Genomic DNA, 17,700 nt, shown 5'->3' with positions numbered 1-17,700 from the left:
CACCTGAGGACGAGGAGATTGCAGTGCGCACACCGAACATCCCCGACGGTTTCGACCTCACCGATCCCGCCGTGTACGCAGACCGGCTGCCCGCCGAGGAGTTCGCGGACCTGCGCCGGACCGCGCCGGTCTGGTGGAACCCCCAGTCCCCGGACAAGGGCGGGTTCGGCGACGGCGGCTACTGGGCAGTGACCAAACACGCTGATGTCAAGGAGGTCTCGCGCAACGGCGACGTGTACTCCACCTGGCAGAACACGGCGATCCCCAGGTTCGCCGACGACACCCCGCGCGAGACGATCGACATGCTGCGGCACCTGCTGCTCAACATGGATGCGCCGGAGCACACCAAGCTCAGGAAGCTGATCTCGCGGGCGTTCACCCCACGGTCGATCGCGGACCTGCGCCCGGCGTTGAAGGCGCGCGCCGAGACGATCGTCAAGCAGGCTGCGGCGGGCGGCACCGGCGATTTCGTGACGCAGGTCGCCGCCGAGCTCCCACTGCAGGCGATCGCCGAGCTGATCGGCGTCCCGCAGGACGATCGCGGCAAGATCTTCGACTGGTCGAATCAGATGATGGGTTACGACGATCCGGAGTTCGCTGAGGCCTCGGTCACCGCATCGACGGAGTTGCTGGGCTACTCGTATGAGATGGCGGAGCAGCGCAAGCGGTGCCCGGCCGACGACATTCTGACCACTCTCGTCGAGGCGAACGTGGACGGTGAGGCGCTGACCTCCGAGGAGTTCGGCTTCTTCGTGCTGATCCTCGCCGTCGCGGGCAACGAGACGACCCGCAACGCGATCACGCACGGGATCATGGCCTTCCTCGACCACCCGGATCAGTGGGAGTTGTACAAGCGGGAGCGACCCGCGACCGCGGTCGACGAGATCATCCGCTGGGCGACACCGGTGGTCGGCTTCCAGCGGACCGCGCTCAGCGACACCGTGCTCGGCGGCCAGGAGATCGCCGCGGGGGACCGGGTGGTGATGTTCTACGCATCGGCGAACTTCGACGAGGACGTCTTCGACAACCCGATGGACTTCGACATCACCCGGTCCGAGAACCCGCACCTGAGCTTCGGGGGCACCGGCGCCCACTACTGCATCGGGGCGAACCTCGCTCGGATGGAGGTGGGGCTCATGTTCGATGCGATCGCGGACCACATGCCGGACCTGACCAGGCTCGCCGACCCGCGACGCCTGCGGTCCGGGTGGATCAACGGGATCAAGGAGCTCCAGGTCGACTATCGGGGCGGGTGCCCGGTCCGGCACGGGTAGCTCGCGGCGGCTCGCTAGGGTCCTGTTGTGTCCCGAGCCGCGCTGACCGCAGATCAGATTTCCCGTATCGACGCCGAGCACCTCTGGCATCCGTATGGCGCATTTCCGTCCTCCACCAGCGCGTTGGTGGTCGACAGCGCGAGCGGGGTCCGGCTGACGCTTGCCGACGGCAGGGAGCTGATCGACGGGATGAGCTCGTGGTGGGCGGCCGTGCACGGGTATCGCAACCCGGTGCTCGACGCCGCCGCCACCGCCCAGCTGGGGCGGATGAGTCACGTCATGTTCGGCGGGCTCACCCACGAGCCGGCCGCCCGACTGGCCGAGTTGCTCGTCGAGATCACCCCGGACGGTTTGGACAAGGTGTTCCTCGCCGACTCGGGTTCGGTGTCGGTGGAGGTCGCCGTCAAGATGTGCATCCAATACTGGCGCAGCCTCGGCAGGCCGGACAAGAAGCACCTGCTGACCTGGCGCGGTGGGTACCACGGCGACACGTTCGCACCGATGAGCGTCTGCGACCCGGACGGCGGCATGCACTCGTTGTGGACGGACGTGCTGGCCCGGCAGGTGTTCGCGCCGATCCCGCCGAGCGAGTTCGACCCGGCGTACGTCGCCGAGTTCGAGCGGATCCTGCTCGAGCACCGGGACGAGCTCGCCGCGATCATCGTCGAACCGGTGGTGCAGGGCGCCGGCGGCATGCGTTTCCACGATCCGCGCTACCTGGCCGAGCTGCGTCGCCTCGCGGACGAGCACGAGTTGCTGCTGGTGTTCGACGAGATCGCCACCGGGTTCGGGCGCACAGGGGAGCTGTTCGCGGCCGACCACGCCGGGGTCGCCCCCGACATCATGTGCGTCGGCAAGGCGCTGACCGGTGGGTACATGACGCTCGCCGCCACGCTGTGCAGCACCGCGGTCGCGGCGGCGATCAGCGCTGGGGAGGCCGGCGGGCTGATGCACGGCCCGACGTTCATGGCGAACCCGCTCGCCTGCGCGGTCGCCGTGGCGGCGGTGGAACTGCTGCTCTCGCGGGACTGGCGCGGTGAGGTGGCGGCGCTGGGCGCCGGTCTTGCGGCAGGGCTGGCGCCGGCCCGGGACCTGCCAGGGGTGGCGGACGTGCGGGTGCTCGGCGGGATCGGCGTGATCGAGATGGAGCGGCCGGTGGACATGCGGCTGACCACCGACGCGGCGGTGGCGGCGGGTGTGTGGCTGCGGCCGTTCGGCAAGCTGATCTACGCGATGCCGCCGTACATCTGCACCCCCGAGGAGGTCGCGGCGATCGCGGCGGGGATGGTGGCGGCGGCGCGGGCGACCGCCCAGGCGGCCGCGCCGGGGAATTGAACACCACGGCGGTGCCGAGACTTGAACACCGTTCAAGTCCTCGCGTATGGTGCTTCCCGTGGGAAACGATCGCACCCCTCTGAGCTGGCTGGACGACGTCGCGCAGCAGCGCCGCGACGCCGGGCTGCGGCGTGAGCTGCGGCCGCGCACGCCTGCCCCGGCGACGATCGATCTGGCCTCCAATGACTATCTCGGTCTGGTCCGGCACCAGGAGGTGGTCGACGGCGCGATGGCAGCGCTGCGCCGCTGGGGTACGGGCGCGACCGGATCGCGCCTGGTCACCGGGACCACCACCGAACACGAACTGCTCGAGCGGGAACTGGCCGAGTTCGTCGGCGCCGAGGCTGGGCTGGTGTTCTCCTCGGGGTACACCGCGAACCTCGGTGTCGTCACCGCGCTGGCAGGCAAGGGTTCCGTGGTCATCTCCGACGCGGGCAGCCACGCCTCCCTCGTCGACGCCTGCCGGCTCTCACGGGCCCGGGTCGAGGTGGCCCCGCACGGCGACCTGGACCGGCTGCGCGACGCCCTCGCGACCAGGACCGAGGAGCGCGCGCTTGTGCTCACCGACTCGGTGTTCAGTGCCGACGGCGACCTGGCCCCGCTGCGGGAGATGCACCGGCTGTGCCGCGAGCACGGCGCGGTCCTGATCGTCGACGAGGCGCACGCCATCGGGGTGCGCGGGAACGGCGGCCGCGGCCTGGTCCACGAACTCGGGTTGGCGGGGGAGCCGGACCTGGTGGTCACCGCGACGCTGTCGAAGTCGCTGGCCAGCCAGGGCGGGGTGGTGCTCGGCGCCGAGAAGGTGCGCGCCCATCTCATCGACGCTGCCAGGGCGTTCATCTTCGACACCGGGCTCGCGCCCGCCGCGGTCGGTGCCGCGCGGGCCGCGCTCGGGGTGCTGCGTCGGGAGCCCGAACGGGCGACCGCGGTGCTCGATCGGGCCCGCGACCTGGCCCGGATTGCCGGTGTTGGCGAGCCCGAGTCCGCGGTGGTCTCGGTGGTGCTCGGCGACGCTCAACGAGCCTTCGATGCTGCCCAGGCCTGCCGCGAACGCGGTCTGCACGTGGGCTGCTTCCGCCCGCCGTCGGTGCCGGAGGGCACCTCCCGGCTGCGCCTGACCGCGCGCGCAACCATCACGCCCGACGAGCTCGCCACCATCGAGACCGTTCTCGCCGAGATCCTCGCCGGGGCGCCCGCGTGAGCGTGCTGCTCATCAGCGGGACCTCGACGGACGTCGGCAAGACCGTGGTGACCGCCGCGCTCGCCTCGGTCGCGCTGTCCGCCGGTCGCACGGTTGCCGTCTGCAAGCCGGCGCAGACCGGCGTCGGCGTCGGCGAGCCGGGGGATCTGGCCGAGGTGCAGCGGCTTTCGGGCGTCGGCGAGGTGGTCGAGCTGGCCCGGTACCCGGAGCCGCTCGCCCCCGACACGGCCGCTCGCCGCGCGGGGATGCCCCAGCTCGAGTGTGCCGATGTGGTCGCCGCGACCCGTGCGCTCGACGCCACCCACGACCTGACACTCGTCGAGGGCGCGGGCGGGCTGCTGGTCCGTCTCGGGGCGAACGGCTTCACGCTCGTCGACGTGGCGCGGGAGCTCGGCGCCCCGGTCGTCGTGGTCGCCGCGGCTGGTCTCGGCACCCTGAACCACAGCGCCCTGACGGTGCGCGCGCTCGAATCCGCCGGGGTGCCCTGCGTGGGTCTGGTCATCGGCTCCTGGCCATCGGAGCCGGATCTCGCCGCGCGGTGCAACCTCGAGGAGCTCGCCGAGGTGACCGGCGTGCCGCTGCTCGGGTCCGTCCCGGCCGGCTCGGCCGTGCTCGACCGCGAGGCGTTCGCGGCCGCGGCGCCAGGATGGTTCGATCCGGCACTCGCTCAGTGCTTGACGGGGCAACCGCTGCCGTAATCGACGTCGAACCGCTTGATCCCGTTCAGCCAGCCGGAGCGCAGGTGTTGCGGGTCGCCGAGGCGGGAGATGTCCGGCATGCGGTCGGCCAGTGCGTTGAAGATCAGGTCGATCTCGAGCAGGGCGAGGTTCGCGCCGAGGCAGAAGTGTGCACCCGAGCCGCCGAAACCCAGGTGCGGGTTGGGATCCCGGGAGATGTCGAACCTCGTCGGATCCTCGAACACGTCCTCGTCGAAGTTCGCGGAGGCGTAGAACATCGCAACCCGATCGCCCTTGCGGATCTGCTGCCCGCCGAGCACCGTGTCGGCGGTCGCGGTCCGCTGGAACGCGGTCACCGGGGTCGCCCAGCGGACGATCTCGTCGGCGGTCGTGGTCGGCCGCTCGCGCTTGAACAACTCCCACTGGTCCGGGTTCTCGAGGAAGGCGATCATCCCGTGGGTGATGGCGTTGCGGGTGGTCTCGTTCCCCGCCACCGTCAGCACGATCACGAAGAACCCGAACTCCTCTGGGGTGAGCTCGTCGCCGTCGATGTCGGCCTGGATCAGGGTCGTCACGATGTCCTCGGCCGGGCACGTGCGGCGGGCGTCGGCCAATTGGTAGGCGTACCCGAGGATCTCCGCGGAGGCGGTCATCGGGTCGGTGTCGTAGTCGGGGTCGTCGCCGCCGGTCATCTCGTTGGACCAGTCGAAGAGTTTGCGGCGGTCTTCCTGCGGCACGCCGATGAGCTCGGCGATGGCCTGCAGCGGCAGTTCGCAGGCGACCTGCGAGACGAAGTCGCCGCTGCCCGCCGTCGCGGCCGCCGCGACGATCTTCTCGGCGCGTTCCGCGAGGGTCGCGCGCAGGTTCGCGATCGCTCGCGGCGTGAACCCGCGGGCGACGAGTTTGCGCAGCGTGGTGTGCTCCGGTGCGTCCTTGTTCAGCATGATGAGCCGCTGCATCTCGACGTTCTCCGGCGTGATGTCGTCGTCGACCCGGACCATGGCTGTCTTCTCCCAGCTCGAGTAGAGCTCGGAGTTCCTGGAGATCTCCCGGATGTCGGCGTGCTTGGTCACCACCCAGTAGCCCTCGTCGCTGTAGCCACCGACACCGGGCGGCTGCGGATTCCACCACACCGGGCAGTGCGCGCGGAGCGCCGCCAGCTGCGCGTGCGGCACACCCGTCACATACAGGTCGGGATCGGTGAAATCGAATCCCGCGGGCAGGTCGAGTCCGGGAGTCGAAGGCCGCGGAGCGACTCGATCACCACGATGCGACACCATGCGAACGCCCTTCTCTCGGTGCGGCACGGCGCCCGATTCCGGAGCGGATCCGACGAATTGCCCAGTCGGATGCGGGGGTCGTGGTCATGCGCTTACCGTAGTGTGATAGCAATCACATCATCGGGTCTCGGAGGTTCGAATGTCCACCACCGAAATGATGGAGCTGCAACGCACGATCGGGCACCTGCGGCAGTGCGTCGGCTCGCTACGCACGGTTTACGGCGACGCGGCGGCGGTCCGCAGGCTCGCCAACGATGTGGAGCGACTGGATATCGACGCGGGTGACCTCGACGAGTCGCCTCCACGGATGGCGCACGGCGGGCAGCACGAGCGGGTGGCAGTGCCGGACACCCCATACGACCAGGCGCTGTGGCTGGGCGCCGATGACGAGGGCGTAGGCGGTCATCCCCACGAGCGCCGGTGAGCGCGCCCGCCAGGGAATCCGGTGGCGTCACCGGGCCCTCGCGCGCGCGGATCTCCGCGCGCACCCTGCGGACAGACCGATGGTGGCTTGCCCCCCTGCTGACGACTCTGGGGCTGGCCACCTTTGTCGTGTACGCGAGCATCCGGTCCTGGGTCCGCACCGCCTACTGGGTCGACCAGTACCACTACCTGACGCCGTTCTACTCGCCGTGCCTGAGCGAATCGTGCGTCCCCGGGTCCAGCCATTTCGGCACGCCCATCGGAGAGCTCCCGATGTGGATACCGCTCGGCTTCCTGGTGCTGCCGTTCCTGCTCGGCTTCCGGATCACCTGCTACTACTACCGCAAGGCCTATTACCGCTCCGTCTGGTTGGCCCCCGCGGCGTGCGCGGTCGCCGAGCCACACGCGCGGTACACCGGCGAGACGCGGCTGCCACTGATCCTGCAGAACTCGCACCGCTACTTCTTCTATGCGGCGCTGATCGTCTCGCTGATCAACACCTACGACGCGATCGCCGCCTTCCACGGCGAGAGCGGTGGGTTCGGCTTCGGCCTCGGCAACGTCATCCTGCTCGTGAACGTCATCCTGCTGTGGGCGTACACGCTGTCCTGCCACTCGTGCAGGCACATCACCGGTGGCCGGCTCAAGCACTTCTCGGCGCACCCGGTCCGGTATCGGCTCTGGACCCTGGTCGGCCGGCTCAACACCCGGCACATGCAGCTCGCCTGGACGACGCTCGCGACGCTGATGCTCACGGACTTCTACATCATGCTCGTCGCCAGCGGCACCATCTCCGACCTGCGGTTTATTGATTGAACTCGAGCACTGATCGATCCGAGCACCAACCGAGATCAAAGGGGGAGCGCCCGTGGCCGAGGTCGAACGGCACACCTACGACGTCGTCGTGATCGGCGCGGGAGGCGCAGGGCTGCGCGCGGTCATCGAGGCCCGCGAACGCGGTCATTCGGTCGCGGTGGTCTGCAAGTCGCTGTTCGGCAAGGCGCACACCGTGATGGCGGAGGGCGGCTGCGCGGCCGCCATGGGCAACGCCAACTCCAAGGACTCCTGGCAGGCGCACTACCGGGACACCATGCGCGGCGGCAAGTTCCTCAACAACTGGCGGATGGCCGAGCTGCACGCGCGCGAGGCACCCGACCGGGTGTGGGAGCTGGAAAGCTATGGCGCGCTGTTCGATCGGACCGAGGACGGTCGGATCAGCCAGCGCAATTTCGGCGGCCACACCTATCCGCGGCTGGCGCACGTGGGGGATCGGACCGGCCTGGAGATCATCCGCACCATGCAACAGAAGATCGTCGCCCTGCAGCAGGAGGACTTCGCCGAGACCGGCGACTACGAGGCCAGGATCAAGGTGTTCGCCGAATGCACGATCACCGAGCTTCTACTGGAGGAAGGCCGGATCGCGGGCGCATTCGGCTACTGGCGCGAATCCGGGCGGTTCATCCTGTTCGACGCGCCCGCGATCGTCATGGCGACCGGCGGGATCGGCAAGTCCTTCAAGGTCACCTCGAACTCGTGGGAGTACACCGGCGACGGGCACGCCCTTGCCCTGCGCGCGGGAGCGAACCTGATCAACATGGAGTTCGTGCAGTTCCACCCGACGGGGATGGTGTGGCCGCCGAGCGTGAAGGGGATCCTGGTCACCGAGGGGGTCCGCGGCGACGGCGGGGTGCTCAAGAACTCCGAGGGCGAGCGGTTCATGTTCTCCTACATCCCGCCGGTGTTCAAAGGCCAGTACGCCGAGACCGAGCAGGAGGCGGACGGCTGGCTCACCGATCCCGACAACAACCGCCGCACGCCCGACCTGCTGCCGCGCGACGAGGTCGCCAGGGCGATCAACTCGGAGGTCAAGGCGGGGCGGTCGACGCCGCACGGGGGCGTCTACCTCGACATCGCATCCCGGATGCCCGCCGACGAGATCGTGCGTCGGCTGCCGTCCATGCACCACCAGTTCAAGGAGCTCGCCGACGTCGACATCACCAAGGAGGCGATGGAGGTCGGGCCGACCTGTCACTACGTGATGGGTGGCATCGAGGTGGACCCCGACAGCGGATCGTCCAGCCTCCCCGGCCTGTTCGCGGCGGGGGAGTGCTCGGGCGGCATGCACGGGTCGAACCGGCTCGGCGGGAACTCGCTGTCGGACCTGTTGGTCTTCGGTCGTCGCGCCGGTCTCGGGGCGTCGGACTACCTGGAGTCGCTCGAGCGCAGGCCGATGATCGACGACGCCGACGTGACCGCGGCGGCGGCGATGGCGCTGGCGCCGTTCGATCCGCCGGGTGAGGGCGAGGCCACGGAGAACCCGTACACGTTGCACACCGAGCTCCAGCAGACGATGAACGATCTCGTCGGCATCATCCGGACGGACGGCGAGATCCGTGAGGCGCTGGCGAAGCTGGAGGAGATCAGGCGGCGGATCCCCGGTGTCACGGTGGAGGGACACCGGCAGTTCAACCCCGGATGGCACCTCGCGGTGGACCTGCGGAACATGCTGCTGGTCAGCGAGTGCGTCGCGAAGGCGGCGTTGATGCGGACCGAGAGCAGGGGCGGACACACCAGGGACGACCACCCGGCGATGGACTCCGGGTGGCGGGGCACGTTGTTGGTGTGCAGCGTGGTCGGCGGCGCCGACACCGCGGCAGGCACCGTCGTGCCCGATGTCACGGTCGCGCCGGTGCCCCAGCAGCCGATGCGCGCGGACCTGTTGGCGCTCTTCGATCTCGGCGAACTGGCCAAGTACTACACGGACGCCGAACTCGCCGATCATCCGGACTCGGCCCGAACAGGAAGTGAGGGCCCGTCATGACCTACGACGCGAGCTTCAGGGTGTGGCGCGGAGACGTGGACGGCGGTGACCTGCAGGACTATTCGGTGCCGGTCAACGAGGGTGAGGTGGTCCTCGACATCATCCACCGCTTGCAGGCCACCCAAACGCCGGACCTGGCGGTGCGCTGGAACTGTAAGGCGGGCAAGTGTGGATCGTGCTCGGCCGAGGTCAACGGCAGGCCCCGGCTGTTGTGCATGACCAGGATGTCCACGTTCACCGAGGACGAAATCATCACCGTCACGCCGATGCGGACCTTCCCGGTGATCCGGGACCTCGTCACCGACGTGTCCTTCAACTACCAGAAGGCCAGGGAGATACCGTCTTTCACGCCGCCTCCGGGGCTGAAGCCGGGGGAGTACCGGATGAAACAGGTGGATGTGGAGCGATCGCAGGAGTTCCGCAAGTGCATCGAGTGTTTCCTGTGCCAGAACACCTGTCACGTGGTGCGCGACCACGAGGAGAACAAGCAGGCCTTCGCCGGACCGCGGTTCCTGATGCGGGTCGCCGAGTTGGAGATGCACCCGCTCGATGTCGCCGACCGGCGCGACGCCGCACAGGACGAGCACGGACTGGGCCTGTGCAACATCACCAAGTGCTGTACCGAGGTGTGCCCGGAGAACATCCGCATCACCGACAACGCACTGATCCCGATGAAGGAACGCGTCGTCGACCGGCGCTATGACCCGATCGTCTGGCTGGGCAACAAACTGTTCCGGCGCGGCGACGGCTGAACCCAGCAGGCGGACAACATGTTCGACGAGGGAAGGAAGCTCCGATGCCCAACAAACCGGTTCTCGAGCGCGCCGCCCAGGAGTTCGCCGACGCGACGGCGAAGCCGCCGTTCATCTACGAGCTGCCCGTGGCGGAGGGCCGCGCGACATTCGACGAGGTGCAGGCGGGTGACACGGTGGCCCCGCCGGTCGATGTCGAGGACCGGGTGATCCCTGTCGGGCCGTCGGGGGAGGTGCCGGTCCGCATCGTTCGGCCCAAGGGTGCGAGCGGGACCCTGCCCGTCATCCAGTACAACCACGGCGCGGGATGGGTCTTCGGCAACACGCACATCTACGACCGGCTGGTCCGTGAGCTGTCGGTGGGCGCGAATGCTGCCCTGGTGTTCCCGAGCTACAGCCTCTCACCGGAGGCGAAGTATCCGACGGCCATCGAGGAGATCTACGGCACCGCCAGTTGGATCACCGAACACGGCGCCGACGAGGGTTTCGATACGACCCGCTTCGCGGTGGCCGGCGACAGCGTGGGCGGCAACATGACCATCGCCCTCACCCTGATGGCTAAGGAACGCGGCGGCCCCGACTTCCTCCAGCAGGTGCTCTTCTATCCGGTGACCGACGCGGGCCAGGACACGGAGTCGTATCGGCAGTTCGCGGACGGCTACTTCCTCACCGCGGGCGCGATGGCGTGGTTCTGGGACCAGTACACGACCGATCCGGCCGAGCGCGCGCAGGTGCTGGCCTCGCCGCTTCGCGCCACCGAGGAGATGGTGGCGGGCCTGCCGCCTGCGTTGGTCATCAACGGGGAGGCCGACGTCCTGCGCGACGAGGGCGAGGCCTACGCCAACAAGCTGCGCGCCGCCGGTGTGGCGGTGACCGCGGTGCGGTTCCAGGGCATGATCCACGACTTCGTCATGCTCAACGCGCTGGCCGACACGCACGCCGCCCGCGCCGCGATGCTGCTCGCGACGACGACGCTGCACCGGGCGTTGCACGGGGACTGACGGCCCGGCGCCCGCGGGCTCATGGAGCCAGGAAGGCGTCGCGGACGAAGTCCGTCGCGTCGGGTAGCGACAACCGCATCGTCCCGAGATGTCCTGCCGGGTAGGGCCGGAAGGTGAACTGCTCCCCGTTGCCGGTCAGGTCCGCGACCAGTTTGAGGGTCAGCGGCGCGGGGACGACCTCGTCCAGCATGCCCTGCCCGATGAAGAACGGGCGGTCGTATCCGCGGGTGGGGATCTCCAGCATCTCGCGCAGCGCGGCCAGGATGACCGGGTCGTCCAGTTGCCGGGAGAGCAGCTCGCCGATCGAGATCCCCGCGAACGCCTCCGCTGCCTCGGGGTAGCAGAGCGATTCGGCGCGGTCGAGTACCTCGCGGCCGAGCGGGCTGAGGTAGCCGTCGACGTCGACATCGGGGCGGGTCGCCCGCAGCCCGGCCAGCAAGTACGAGATGAACACGGTGGTGCCGGTCAGCGGGAGCTCGGGAAAGCCCGGGCCGCCGAGGGGGGCGAGGTTCTCGATGTTCGACGGCACCCCGAGGCCGACGGCGCCCCGGTAGTCGAGTTCCGGGGCGTACGAGGTGGCGAGCGAGGCGGCGACCATCGCGGCCTGGCCGCCCTGGGACTGGCCGAGCGCCACCCACTTCCGGGAGAGGGACGGGACGATCGCACGGGCGGCGCGGACCATGTCCACGATGCTGTGCGCCTGCGATCGGCCGTCGAGATACGGATGGATCCCGGGGGTGCCGAGCCCCACGTAGTCGGTGGCGACCACGGCGTACCCCTGCGTTAGCCAGCGCGTCAGGTAGCCGCCGCCGAGCACCCCGGTGGCCGTTGGCGCGCACTCGTCGGCGAGCCCGATCGCGCCGTGCCCCCAGGACACCACCGGCCAGCCGCCGGGCGGGGCCTGGCCCGGCGGGATGAAGACCGCGCCGGTGCTCAGTGCAGGCTCGCCGCCAGGACCGGTGGACCGGTAGGTCACCAGGTGGGCTTCCGCTGCATCGGGAATCCAGTACTCACGCACGAGTGGCCCAGACGTGACGACGGTGCCGGGTGGGCCTGCGGGTTCTGCGTGTGCGGGGACCGTCACGGCTCCCGCTGCAGCGATGAACACCGCGGCAACTGCCGCAACCGCGCGTGAGCCGAACCGGCCGACCATTCACCCATTGTGGGCGCAATGGAAGCCGGGTGGGGGAGAGGCGGGAAACAAGCAGGCGTGCTTGCTTAGTTCGTTAGGTCCGCTTACAGTGACGCAAGCTTGCCGGATGTGATCGCCGTCACGCCACCCGACTCCGGGTGGGCGTGACGGCGGCGGTACCGGCATCCTCCTGGCGACTGATCGGAGTTCTTGATGGACAACGGAATTGGCGACTTTCCGACGATTTCCGCCCTGCTCGCGGCCCGGGTCGCGGCAGCACCAGGGGCGACTTTCGTCCATTTCGGTGGTGAGGCGATCAGCTATGCCGAGATCGACGTGCGGTCGGACAGCGTGGCCACCGGTTGGCTGCGTCTCGGGATCGGCCACGGCGACCGAATCGCCATCGCGGCGACGAACTCGCCCGACTGGATCGTTGCGCACCTCGCCGCGGCGAAAATCGGGGCCGTGCTGGTCACCCTCAACGTCGTCTACCGCGAGCGCGAGTTCACCCACATGCTCACGCAGTCGGGGGCTCGTGCCCTGATCTGCGACGCGGAGTCGAACGGATTCGAGTTCGGACCCTTTCTCGATCAGCTCCGCCCCGACATCCCGACGGTCGAGCACCTGGTGTTCCTCGGTGGTGACGAGATCCCGGGCGGACGACGGTGGGCGGACCTCGCGGCCACCGAGCCCGATCCGGCGCTGCTCGCTCGCGCCGCCGAAGCCGTCCGCCCCGCGGACCCGGCGGTGATCCTCTACACCTCGGGAACGACCGGAACGCCCAAGGGTGCCACCATCACTCACGCCAGCCTGCTCGCTTCGGCCGCCGCGCAGGTGGAGCGGTTCGAGCAGACGGCCGCGGACGTGATTCTCGGCGTCATGCCGTTCAATCACGTCGGCGGGCTGACCTGCACGTTGGGCTCGACCCTTGTTGCAGGCGGCGCCATCGCGCTGTTGCCGAGGTTCCACCCGGACCTGGTTGTCGACGTGATGGCCGGTATCGGGGTGACGATGTTCGTCGGCGTCCCGACCATGTACAAGATGGTGCTCGGTGCGGACTCCGTTGCTGGCGTGGACATGTCGAGCGTGCGGTTGTGTGTGGTCGGCGGGTCGAACCTCGAGCCGGTCCTGGCCGAGCAGGTGGCGACGCGATTCGACGGTGTCCGGATCGCGAACCTGTACGGCATGTCCGAGACATCCGGTGCCTGCGTGATCTCGCCGCCGGGTGACTCGCTGGAAATGGTCGGCCGCAGCATCGGGACCATGACCGGCGACTTCGAGGGTCGCGTCGTCGATGGCCTGAACACCCCGCTCGCCCCGGGCGAGGCCGGTGGGCTGCAGGTCCGGGGCGGGTGCGTGGCGGCGGGCTACTGGCAGTTGCCGGACGAGTCGGCCGCGACGTTCCTTGCCGATGGCTGGTTGGCGACCGGCGATATCGCGTCGATATCGGAGGACGGGCACGTCACCCTGCTCGGCCGACAGAAGGAGATGTACGTGCGGGGCGGATACAACGTCTACCCGGCCGAGGTCGAGAACGTGCTGGCCGCGGACCCAGCGGTGGCGATGTGCGCGGTGATCGGGGTGCCCGACGAGACCTTCGGCGAGAGCGGTTACGCCTTCGTGGTGCCCGCGCCCGGCGCTGAGGTGGACGCCGAGTCGCTGCTCGAGCGGTGCAGGCGCGCACTGGCCAAGTACAAGGTGCCCGACCGGGTCGAGGTGGTCGACGGCCTGCCGATGACGCCCGCCGGCAAGATCCGCAAGGTCGCGCTGACGCCGCGGATCTGACCGGGGGTTGCTGCTCCTATTTCACGCCTGCCTTGATGGCGGCGTCCTGTAGCTTCGCGATTTCGATTGCCACGTCGGCCGGGACACGTTCACCGGTTTTGCTGTTGAATTCGAGGAACGCAAAGGCTCTGCCCTCACCGAAGACTATGACGGTCGTCCCACCAGGGGCATCCAGTATGCCGCCGCCAACGCCGACGTCGATCGGAGAAAAGGTCGCGCCCCCGGCTTCCTGGGAGACGGACTCCTTTGCTGCAGCGACTGCTGCAGCGGCGGTCGCCGAATTCTCGCGCACGATGACAGACGTACTGATCACCTCAGTGTCCTCATCGATGCCGAAACTGCCGGTGATGCCGTCCTGCTCCGGCTTGGTGGTGACCAATTTCCAGTCGGCGTCGATGTCGGTCGGCTCGATGAGCAGCCTCGCGTAGTCGATCGATGCGGGCGACGAGACCGCGACGCTGGTCGACGCGGCCACGGAGGCGGCGGACGCTGATTCCTCGCCGGAACCGCAGCCGGCGATTCCGACGGACGACGCCGCAGCGGCACCGAGCACCGCAACTCTCGAAATCTTCATCCGAGGATGATGGCAGCTGCGAAAACCCCGTGCAAACCGGTTATTCCGTTGGTAGTGAAGGGTGTTCGAGCGCGCACTCGACCTGCGAGACGCAGCCTAGTTCCGGGCCGCGGAGTGCAGCCGGCTGCGCACGCCGTCCACGAACAGGCTCAGCCCGTAGTCGAAACGCGCTGTGCCGCTGGTGCTGTCGTACAGCGGGGACGCGTCCTCGACCAGGGCGCCGTGCGAGTCCATCTGCATGCGGGACTGCTCGTCCATCGTCTGGCCGAGGATGTAGTACAGCAGCGTGTCGGCCGCGAGCTCGGATTCGTCGTCGGGCAGGCCTGCCTCGACGCAGGCGCGGGCGAGGGTGTCCCTGGCGTCGTTGGTGGCCAGCCGCGCCGAGTACGACGCGGCGGCCAGCTCGGCGCCGTCGCGGTGCGCGAGCAGCGCGTCACGCATCCGGTGCGCCACCGTTCGCAGCCGGGTATCCCAGTCCTTGGCCTCGATCGGCGCCGAGACGCGCGCGAGCATCTCGTCGGTGATCGCCGCGAGCAGGGTCTGCTTGTTGGGGAAGTGCCAGTACAGCGCCCCCGGCTGTACGCCGAGCGAGGTGGCCAGCCTGCGCATGGTGAGGTCTCCGAGGCCGTACTCGTCGAGGATGGCGATCGCCCCGTCGAGGACGTCACCGCGTCGCAGCTGCACTGTTCGTCATCCCCCGGGTGGTCGTGTGGCGTTTGACACCATTCCACCACGACCCTAACCTGAACGCCGTTCAACTTGCACGGTGTTCAAGTTGCGGCACCGCCGCAGCGTTCGAGTTGCGGAACGGCCGCAACATTCAGTCTGCGGCACCGTGTCCAGCCCCCGAGGAGTTGCAGTGACCCAGGCCCCCGCCCGCACAGACATTCTCGCCGTCGCCAGGGAACAGGTCCTCGAGCGCGGTGAGGGACTGACCCAGGAGCAGACGCTCGCAGTCTTGCAGCTGCCGGACGAGAGCCTCGAGGACCTGCTCGGCCTCGCCCACGACGTGCGGATGAAGTGGTGCGGCCCCGAGGTCGAGGTCGAGGGCATCATCAGCCTCAAGACCGGCGGCTGCCCCGAGGACTGCCACTTCTGCTCGCAGTCCGGGTTGTTCGCCTCCCCGGTCCGCGCCGCGTGGCTCGACATCCCGAGTTTGGTCGAGGCCGCCAAGCAGACCGCGAAGTCCGGTGCCACCGAGTTCTGCATCGTCGCCGCCGTCCGCGGGCCCGACGAGAAGCTGCTCGCGCAGGTAGCGGCAGGCATCGAGGCCATTCGCAACGAGGTCGACATCCAGATCGCCTGCTCGCTCGGCATGCTCACCCAGGAGCAGGTCGACCAGCTCGCCGCGATGGGTGTGCACCGCTACAACCACAACCTCGAGACCTCCAAGTCGCACTTCCCGAACGTGGTCACCACCCACACCTGGGAGGAGCGCTGGGGCACCCTGAAGATGGTCCGCGAGGCGGGCATGGAGGTCTGCTGCGGTGGCATCCTCGGCATGGGCGAGACCCTCGAACAGCGCGCGGAGTTCGCCGCCAACCTGGCCGAGCTCGACCCCGACGAGGTGCCGCTGAACTTCCTGAACCCGCGCCCCGGCACCCCCTTCGGTGACCTCGAGGTGCTGCCTGCCAGCGACGCGCTGCGTGCCGTCGCCGCCTTCCGGCTGGCGTTGCCGCGCACCATCCTGCGGTTCGCGGGCGGCCGGGAGATCACCCTCGGTGACCTGGGCGCCAAGCAGGGCATCCTGGGCGGAATCAACGCCGTCATCGTCGGCAACTACCTGACCACGCTGGGTCGCCCGGCGGAACAGGACCTCGACCTGCTCGGCGAGTTGCAGATGCCGATCAAGGTTCTCAACGACACCATCTAGGGTTGGATTCGTGACGTTCCCTCAAGAGCTGAGCAATGCCGCGCCCGTCGACGAGATCGTCGAGCGCTATAACCCGTTCACCGGCCGACGGGTGGTGCCGGGCTTCGACGACACCATCCCGGCCGCGGCTCAGCTCGGCCTGGAGCCGCCGCGCTTCTGCGAGGACTGTGGCAGGCGGATGATCGTGCAGATCAGTCCCGACGGTTGGTGGGCCAAGTGCTCCCGGCACGGCGTCCTCGACTCCAGCTACCTGGGCCAGCGCTGACCGTGGCCGTCGACAGGTCGGAGATCCGTGCCGCCGCGCGCATCGTGGTGGCGGTGGTCGCGGCCAGTGCGCTCGCGGGGATTGGGTGGGGGCTGCTCGTGCCCGCACAGCATTTCCTGGTGGTCGCAGGCGGTCGCGCGGCGTCGCTGACCTCCGAGAGCGGGCACCAGTTCGACGCGGTCGCGTTGTTCCTGTGCGCCGGTCTGACCGTGGGCGTGCTGAGCGCGTCGGCGGCCTGGCTGTGGCGTTCGGTGCGCGGTCCCGTCGTGCTCGTCGGCCTGCTGATCGGATCGGCGGTCGGTGCCGCCACCACCGCGGTGGTCGGCCTCGGGATCGCGGGGCTCCGGTTCCCCGATCTGCCCGACGCCGTCGCCGGGCAGATCGTCCCGGTGTCGCCCGGGCTCGGCACCGCGATGGTGCTCATCCTGCAGCCGCTGGTGGCGGCCTTCGTGTATCTGGTGCTCGCCTCGATGAGCCCGCGCGACGACCTCGGTGTCGCCGCGCCTTCCGACGAGAGTGCACCTGCAGGCGACCTTCCGGGGTCGATGCCCCAGCAGGTGCACAGTCGGCTGGAGGCCTAGCTCGGCGGTCGCAGGGCCGCGAACTCGTCCGTGACGCGCAGCCGCGACTCGGCGAACCGGTAGAGCGCGGGTGGACGACCGCCCGCCTTGCCCGACGGAGCGGTGTCACCCGTGGGCGTGAGCACCCCCCGTCGGCCGAGCACCCGCTGCAGGTTGGTGGCATCCACCTGATAGCCGAGTGCGGCGCAATAGATCTCGCGCAGGGTCGACATCGCGAACTCGGCAGGGGCAAGGGCGAAGGCGATGTTGGTGTACGACAGCTTCGCCGCCAACCGCGCCCTGGCGTGCTCGACGACGACGCCGTGGTCGAACGACATCTCGGGCAGGGCGGAGACCGGGTGCCAGGCGGTGTCCGGGGGCAGGTGCGGATCGGAGGGCAGGGGGATGAGCCCGAGGAAGGTCGATGCGATCCGCCGGTCGCCGGGGACCCGGGCGGGATCGCTGAAGACCGAGAGCTGCTCGAGGTGCGCCACCTCGCGCACGTCGACCTTCTCGGCGAGCTGACGCCGGGCGGAGGTGATCAGGTCCTCGTCGTCGCCGAGCTGCCCGCCGGGCAGTGACCAGGTGCCCTTCTGCGGGTCCAGGGCCCGCTGCCACAGCAGAACCGCCAGTTCGGGGCGGCCGTCGAAGTCGCGAACCTGGAAGACCGCGGTGAGCACTTCGTGGACGGTGCTAGGATGGGGCATGTTTTCGATCCTAAGTCGAAAACCCCGAAAATCGAAACCC

Annotated in this window: 18 protein-coding genes; 13 read left to right on the top strand and 5 right to left on the bottom strand. The window is 69.0% G+C overall.

The genetic code is table 11. The features are described 5' to 3' along the window. The first annotated feature begins 23 nt into the window (after positions 1–23). Genes ACWFRB_RS02310 through bioD form a run of 4 tightly spaced genes read left to right on the top strand, consistent with a single transcriptional unit; the run spans position 24 to position 4,508 of the window. Complete coding sequence (locus ACWFRB_RS02310) at positions 24–1,274, top strand: cytochrome P450 (RefSeq protein WP_452638518.1); 1,251 nt, start codon at positions 24–26, stop codon at positions 1,272–1,274. Between the two features lie 27 nt (positions 1,275–1,301). Next, complete coding sequence (locus ACWFRB_RS02305) at positions 1,302–2,609, top strand: adenosylmethionine--8-amino-7-oxononanoate transaminase (protein ID WP_452638517.1); 1,308 nt, start codon at positions 1,302–1,304, stop codon at positions 2,607–2,609. Between the two features lie 46 nt (positions 2,610–2,655). Beyond that, positions 2,656–3,810: an 8-amino-7-oxononanoate synthase gene (locus ACWFRB_RS02300; RefSeq protein WP_452638515.1), complete on the top strand. Its 1,155-nt coding sequence runs from the start codon at positions 2,656–2,658 to the stop codon at positions 3,808–3,810. After that, positions 3,807–4,508: a dethiobiotin synthase gene (bioD, locus tag ACWFRB_RS02295; RefSeq protein WP_452638513.1), complete on the top strand. Its 702-nt coding sequence runs from the start codon at positions 3,807–3,809 to the stop codon at positions 4,506–4,508. Before ACWFRB_RS02300 ends, bioD begins: the two co-directional genes overlap by 4 nt. Here bioD and ACWFRB_RS02290 read toward each other — a convergent pair. Further along, positions 4,478–5,767 carry a cytochrome P450 gene (locus ACWFRB_RS02290; RefSeq protein ID WP_452638511.1) on the bottom strand — a complete coding sequence of 430 codons (1,290 nt, stop codon included), beginning with the start codon at positions 5,765–5,767 and terminating at the stop codon, positions 4,478–4,480. The two genes, bioD and ACWFRB_RS02290, sit on opposite strands and share 31 nt — an antisense overlap. 139 nt (positions 5,768–5,906) lie before the next feature. Between ACWFRB_RS02290 and ACWFRB_RS02285 the strand changes: the two genes are divergently transcribed. The 5 genes from ACWFRB_RS02285 to ACWFRB_RS02265 are packed head-to-tail and all read left to right on the top strand — an operon-like array spanning position 5,907 to position 10,764. Next, positions 5,907–6,191, top strand: a complete 285-nt coding sequence (locus ACWFRB_RS02285) for a hypothetical protein (RefSeq protein ID WP_452638509.1) — start codon at positions 5,907–5,909, stop codon at positions 6,189–6,191. Continuing rightward, positions 6,188–7,006, top strand: a complete 819-nt coding sequence (locus tag ACWFRB_RS02280) for a hypothetical protein (RefSeq protein ID WP_452638508.1) — start codon at positions 6,188–6,190, stop codon at positions 7,004–7,006. Before ACWFRB_RS02285 ends, ACWFRB_RS02280 begins: the two co-directional genes overlap by 4 nt. Before the next feature lie 52 nt (positions 7,007–7,058). Then, complete coding sequence (locus ACWFRB_RS02275) at positions 7,059–9,011, top strand: fumarate reductase/succinate dehydrogenase flavoprotein subunit (protein ID WP_452638506.1); 1,953 nt, start codon at positions 7,059–7,061, stop codon at positions 9,009–9,011. Continuing rightward, positions 9,008–9,763, top strand: coding sequence for a succinate dehydrogenase/fumarate reductase iron-sulfur subunit (locus ACWFRB_RS02270; protein ID WP_452638505.1), 756 nt, complete (start codon positions 9,008–9,010; stop codon positions 9,761–9,763). Before ACWFRB_RS02275 ends, ACWFRB_RS02270 begins: the two co-directional genes overlap by 4 nt. A gap of 44 nt (positions 9,764–9,807) precedes the next feature. Continuing rightward, a complete protein-coding gene (locus ACWFRB_RS02265; RefSeq protein WP_452638503.1) occupies positions 9,808–10,764 on the top strand; it encodes an alpha/beta hydrolase in 957 nt (318 codons plus the stop codon). A gap of 19 nt (positions 10,765–10,783) precedes the next feature. Here the strand turns inward: ACWFRB_RS02265 and ACWFRB_RS02260 are convergent, their stop codons facing one another. After that, complete coding sequence (locus ACWFRB_RS02260; protein WP_452638502.1) at positions 10,784–11,917, bottom strand: lipase family protein; 1,134 nt, start codon at positions 11,915–11,917, stop codon at positions 10,784–10,786. A gap of 192 nt (positions 11,918–12,109) precedes the next feature. Between ACWFRB_RS02260 and ACWFRB_RS02255 the strand changes: the two genes are divergently transcribed. After that, positions 12,110–13,681, top strand: coding sequence for a class I adenylate-forming enzyme family protein (locus tag ACWFRB_RS02255; protein ID WP_452638500.1), 1,572 nt, complete (start codon positions 12,110–12,112; stop codon positions 13,679–13,681). A 16-nt stretch (positions 13,682–13,697) separates the two neighbouring features. Here the strand turns inward: ACWFRB_RS02255 and ACWFRB_RS02250 are convergent, their stop codons facing one another. Further along, on the bottom strand, positions 13,698–14,255 hold the full coding sequence (locus ACWFRB_RS02250) for a hypothetical protein (protein WP_452638498.1): 558 nt from the start codon (positions 14,253–14,255) through the stop codon (positions 13,698–13,700). A gap of 96 nt (positions 14,256–14,351) precedes the next feature. Further along, positions 14,352–14,939, bottom strand: a complete 588-nt coding sequence (locus ACWFRB_RS02245; protein ID WP_452638497.1) for a TetR/AcrR family transcriptional regulator C-terminal domain-containing protein — start codon at positions 14,937–14,939, stop codon at positions 14,352–14,354. 175 nt (positions 14,940–15,114) lie between these two features. Between ACWFRB_RS02245 and bioB the strand changes: the two genes are divergently transcribed. From bioB to ACWFRB_RS02230, 3 genes are read left to right on the top strand one after another with little or no spacing between them, the layout of a single operon-like run. Further along, positions 15,115–16,128, top strand: coding sequence for a biotin synthase BioB (gene bioB, locus ACWFRB_RS02240; protein WP_097214332.1), 1,014 nt, complete (start codon positions 15,115–15,117; stop codon positions 16,126–16,128). Between the two features lie 10 nt (positions 16,129–16,138). Beyond that, on the top strand, positions 16,139–16,393 hold the full coding sequence (gene bsaP / locus ACWFRB_RS02235; protein WP_077041885.1) for a biotin synthase auxiliary protein BsaP: 255 nt from the start codon (positions 16,139–16,141) through the stop codon (positions 16,391–16,393). 2 nt (positions 16,394–16,395) lie between these two features. Then, positions 16,396–16,974 carry a DUF2567 domain-containing protein gene (locus ACWFRB_RS02230; protein WP_452638495.1) on the top strand — a complete coding sequence of 193 codons (579 nt, stop codon included), beginning with the start codon at positions 16,396–16,398 and terminating at the stop codon, positions 16,972–16,974. Here the strand turns inward: ACWFRB_RS02230 and ACWFRB_RS02225 are convergent. Next, entirely contained in the window at positions 16,971–17,660 is a 690-nt protein-coding gene (locus tag ACWFRB_RS02225; RefSeq protein ID WP_452638494.1) for an NUDIX hydrolase, read from the bottom strand. The two genes, ACWFRB_RS02230 and ACWFRB_RS02225, sit on opposite strands and share 4 nt — an antisense overlap. Positions 17,661–17,700: the final 40 nt, after the last annotated feature.

This window comes from Rhodococcus sp. NPDC055112 (assembly GCF_053607505.1).
The sequence above is the reverse complement of the archived record's forward strand: the minus strand, read 5'-3'. Positions and strand labels throughout refer to the sequence as shown.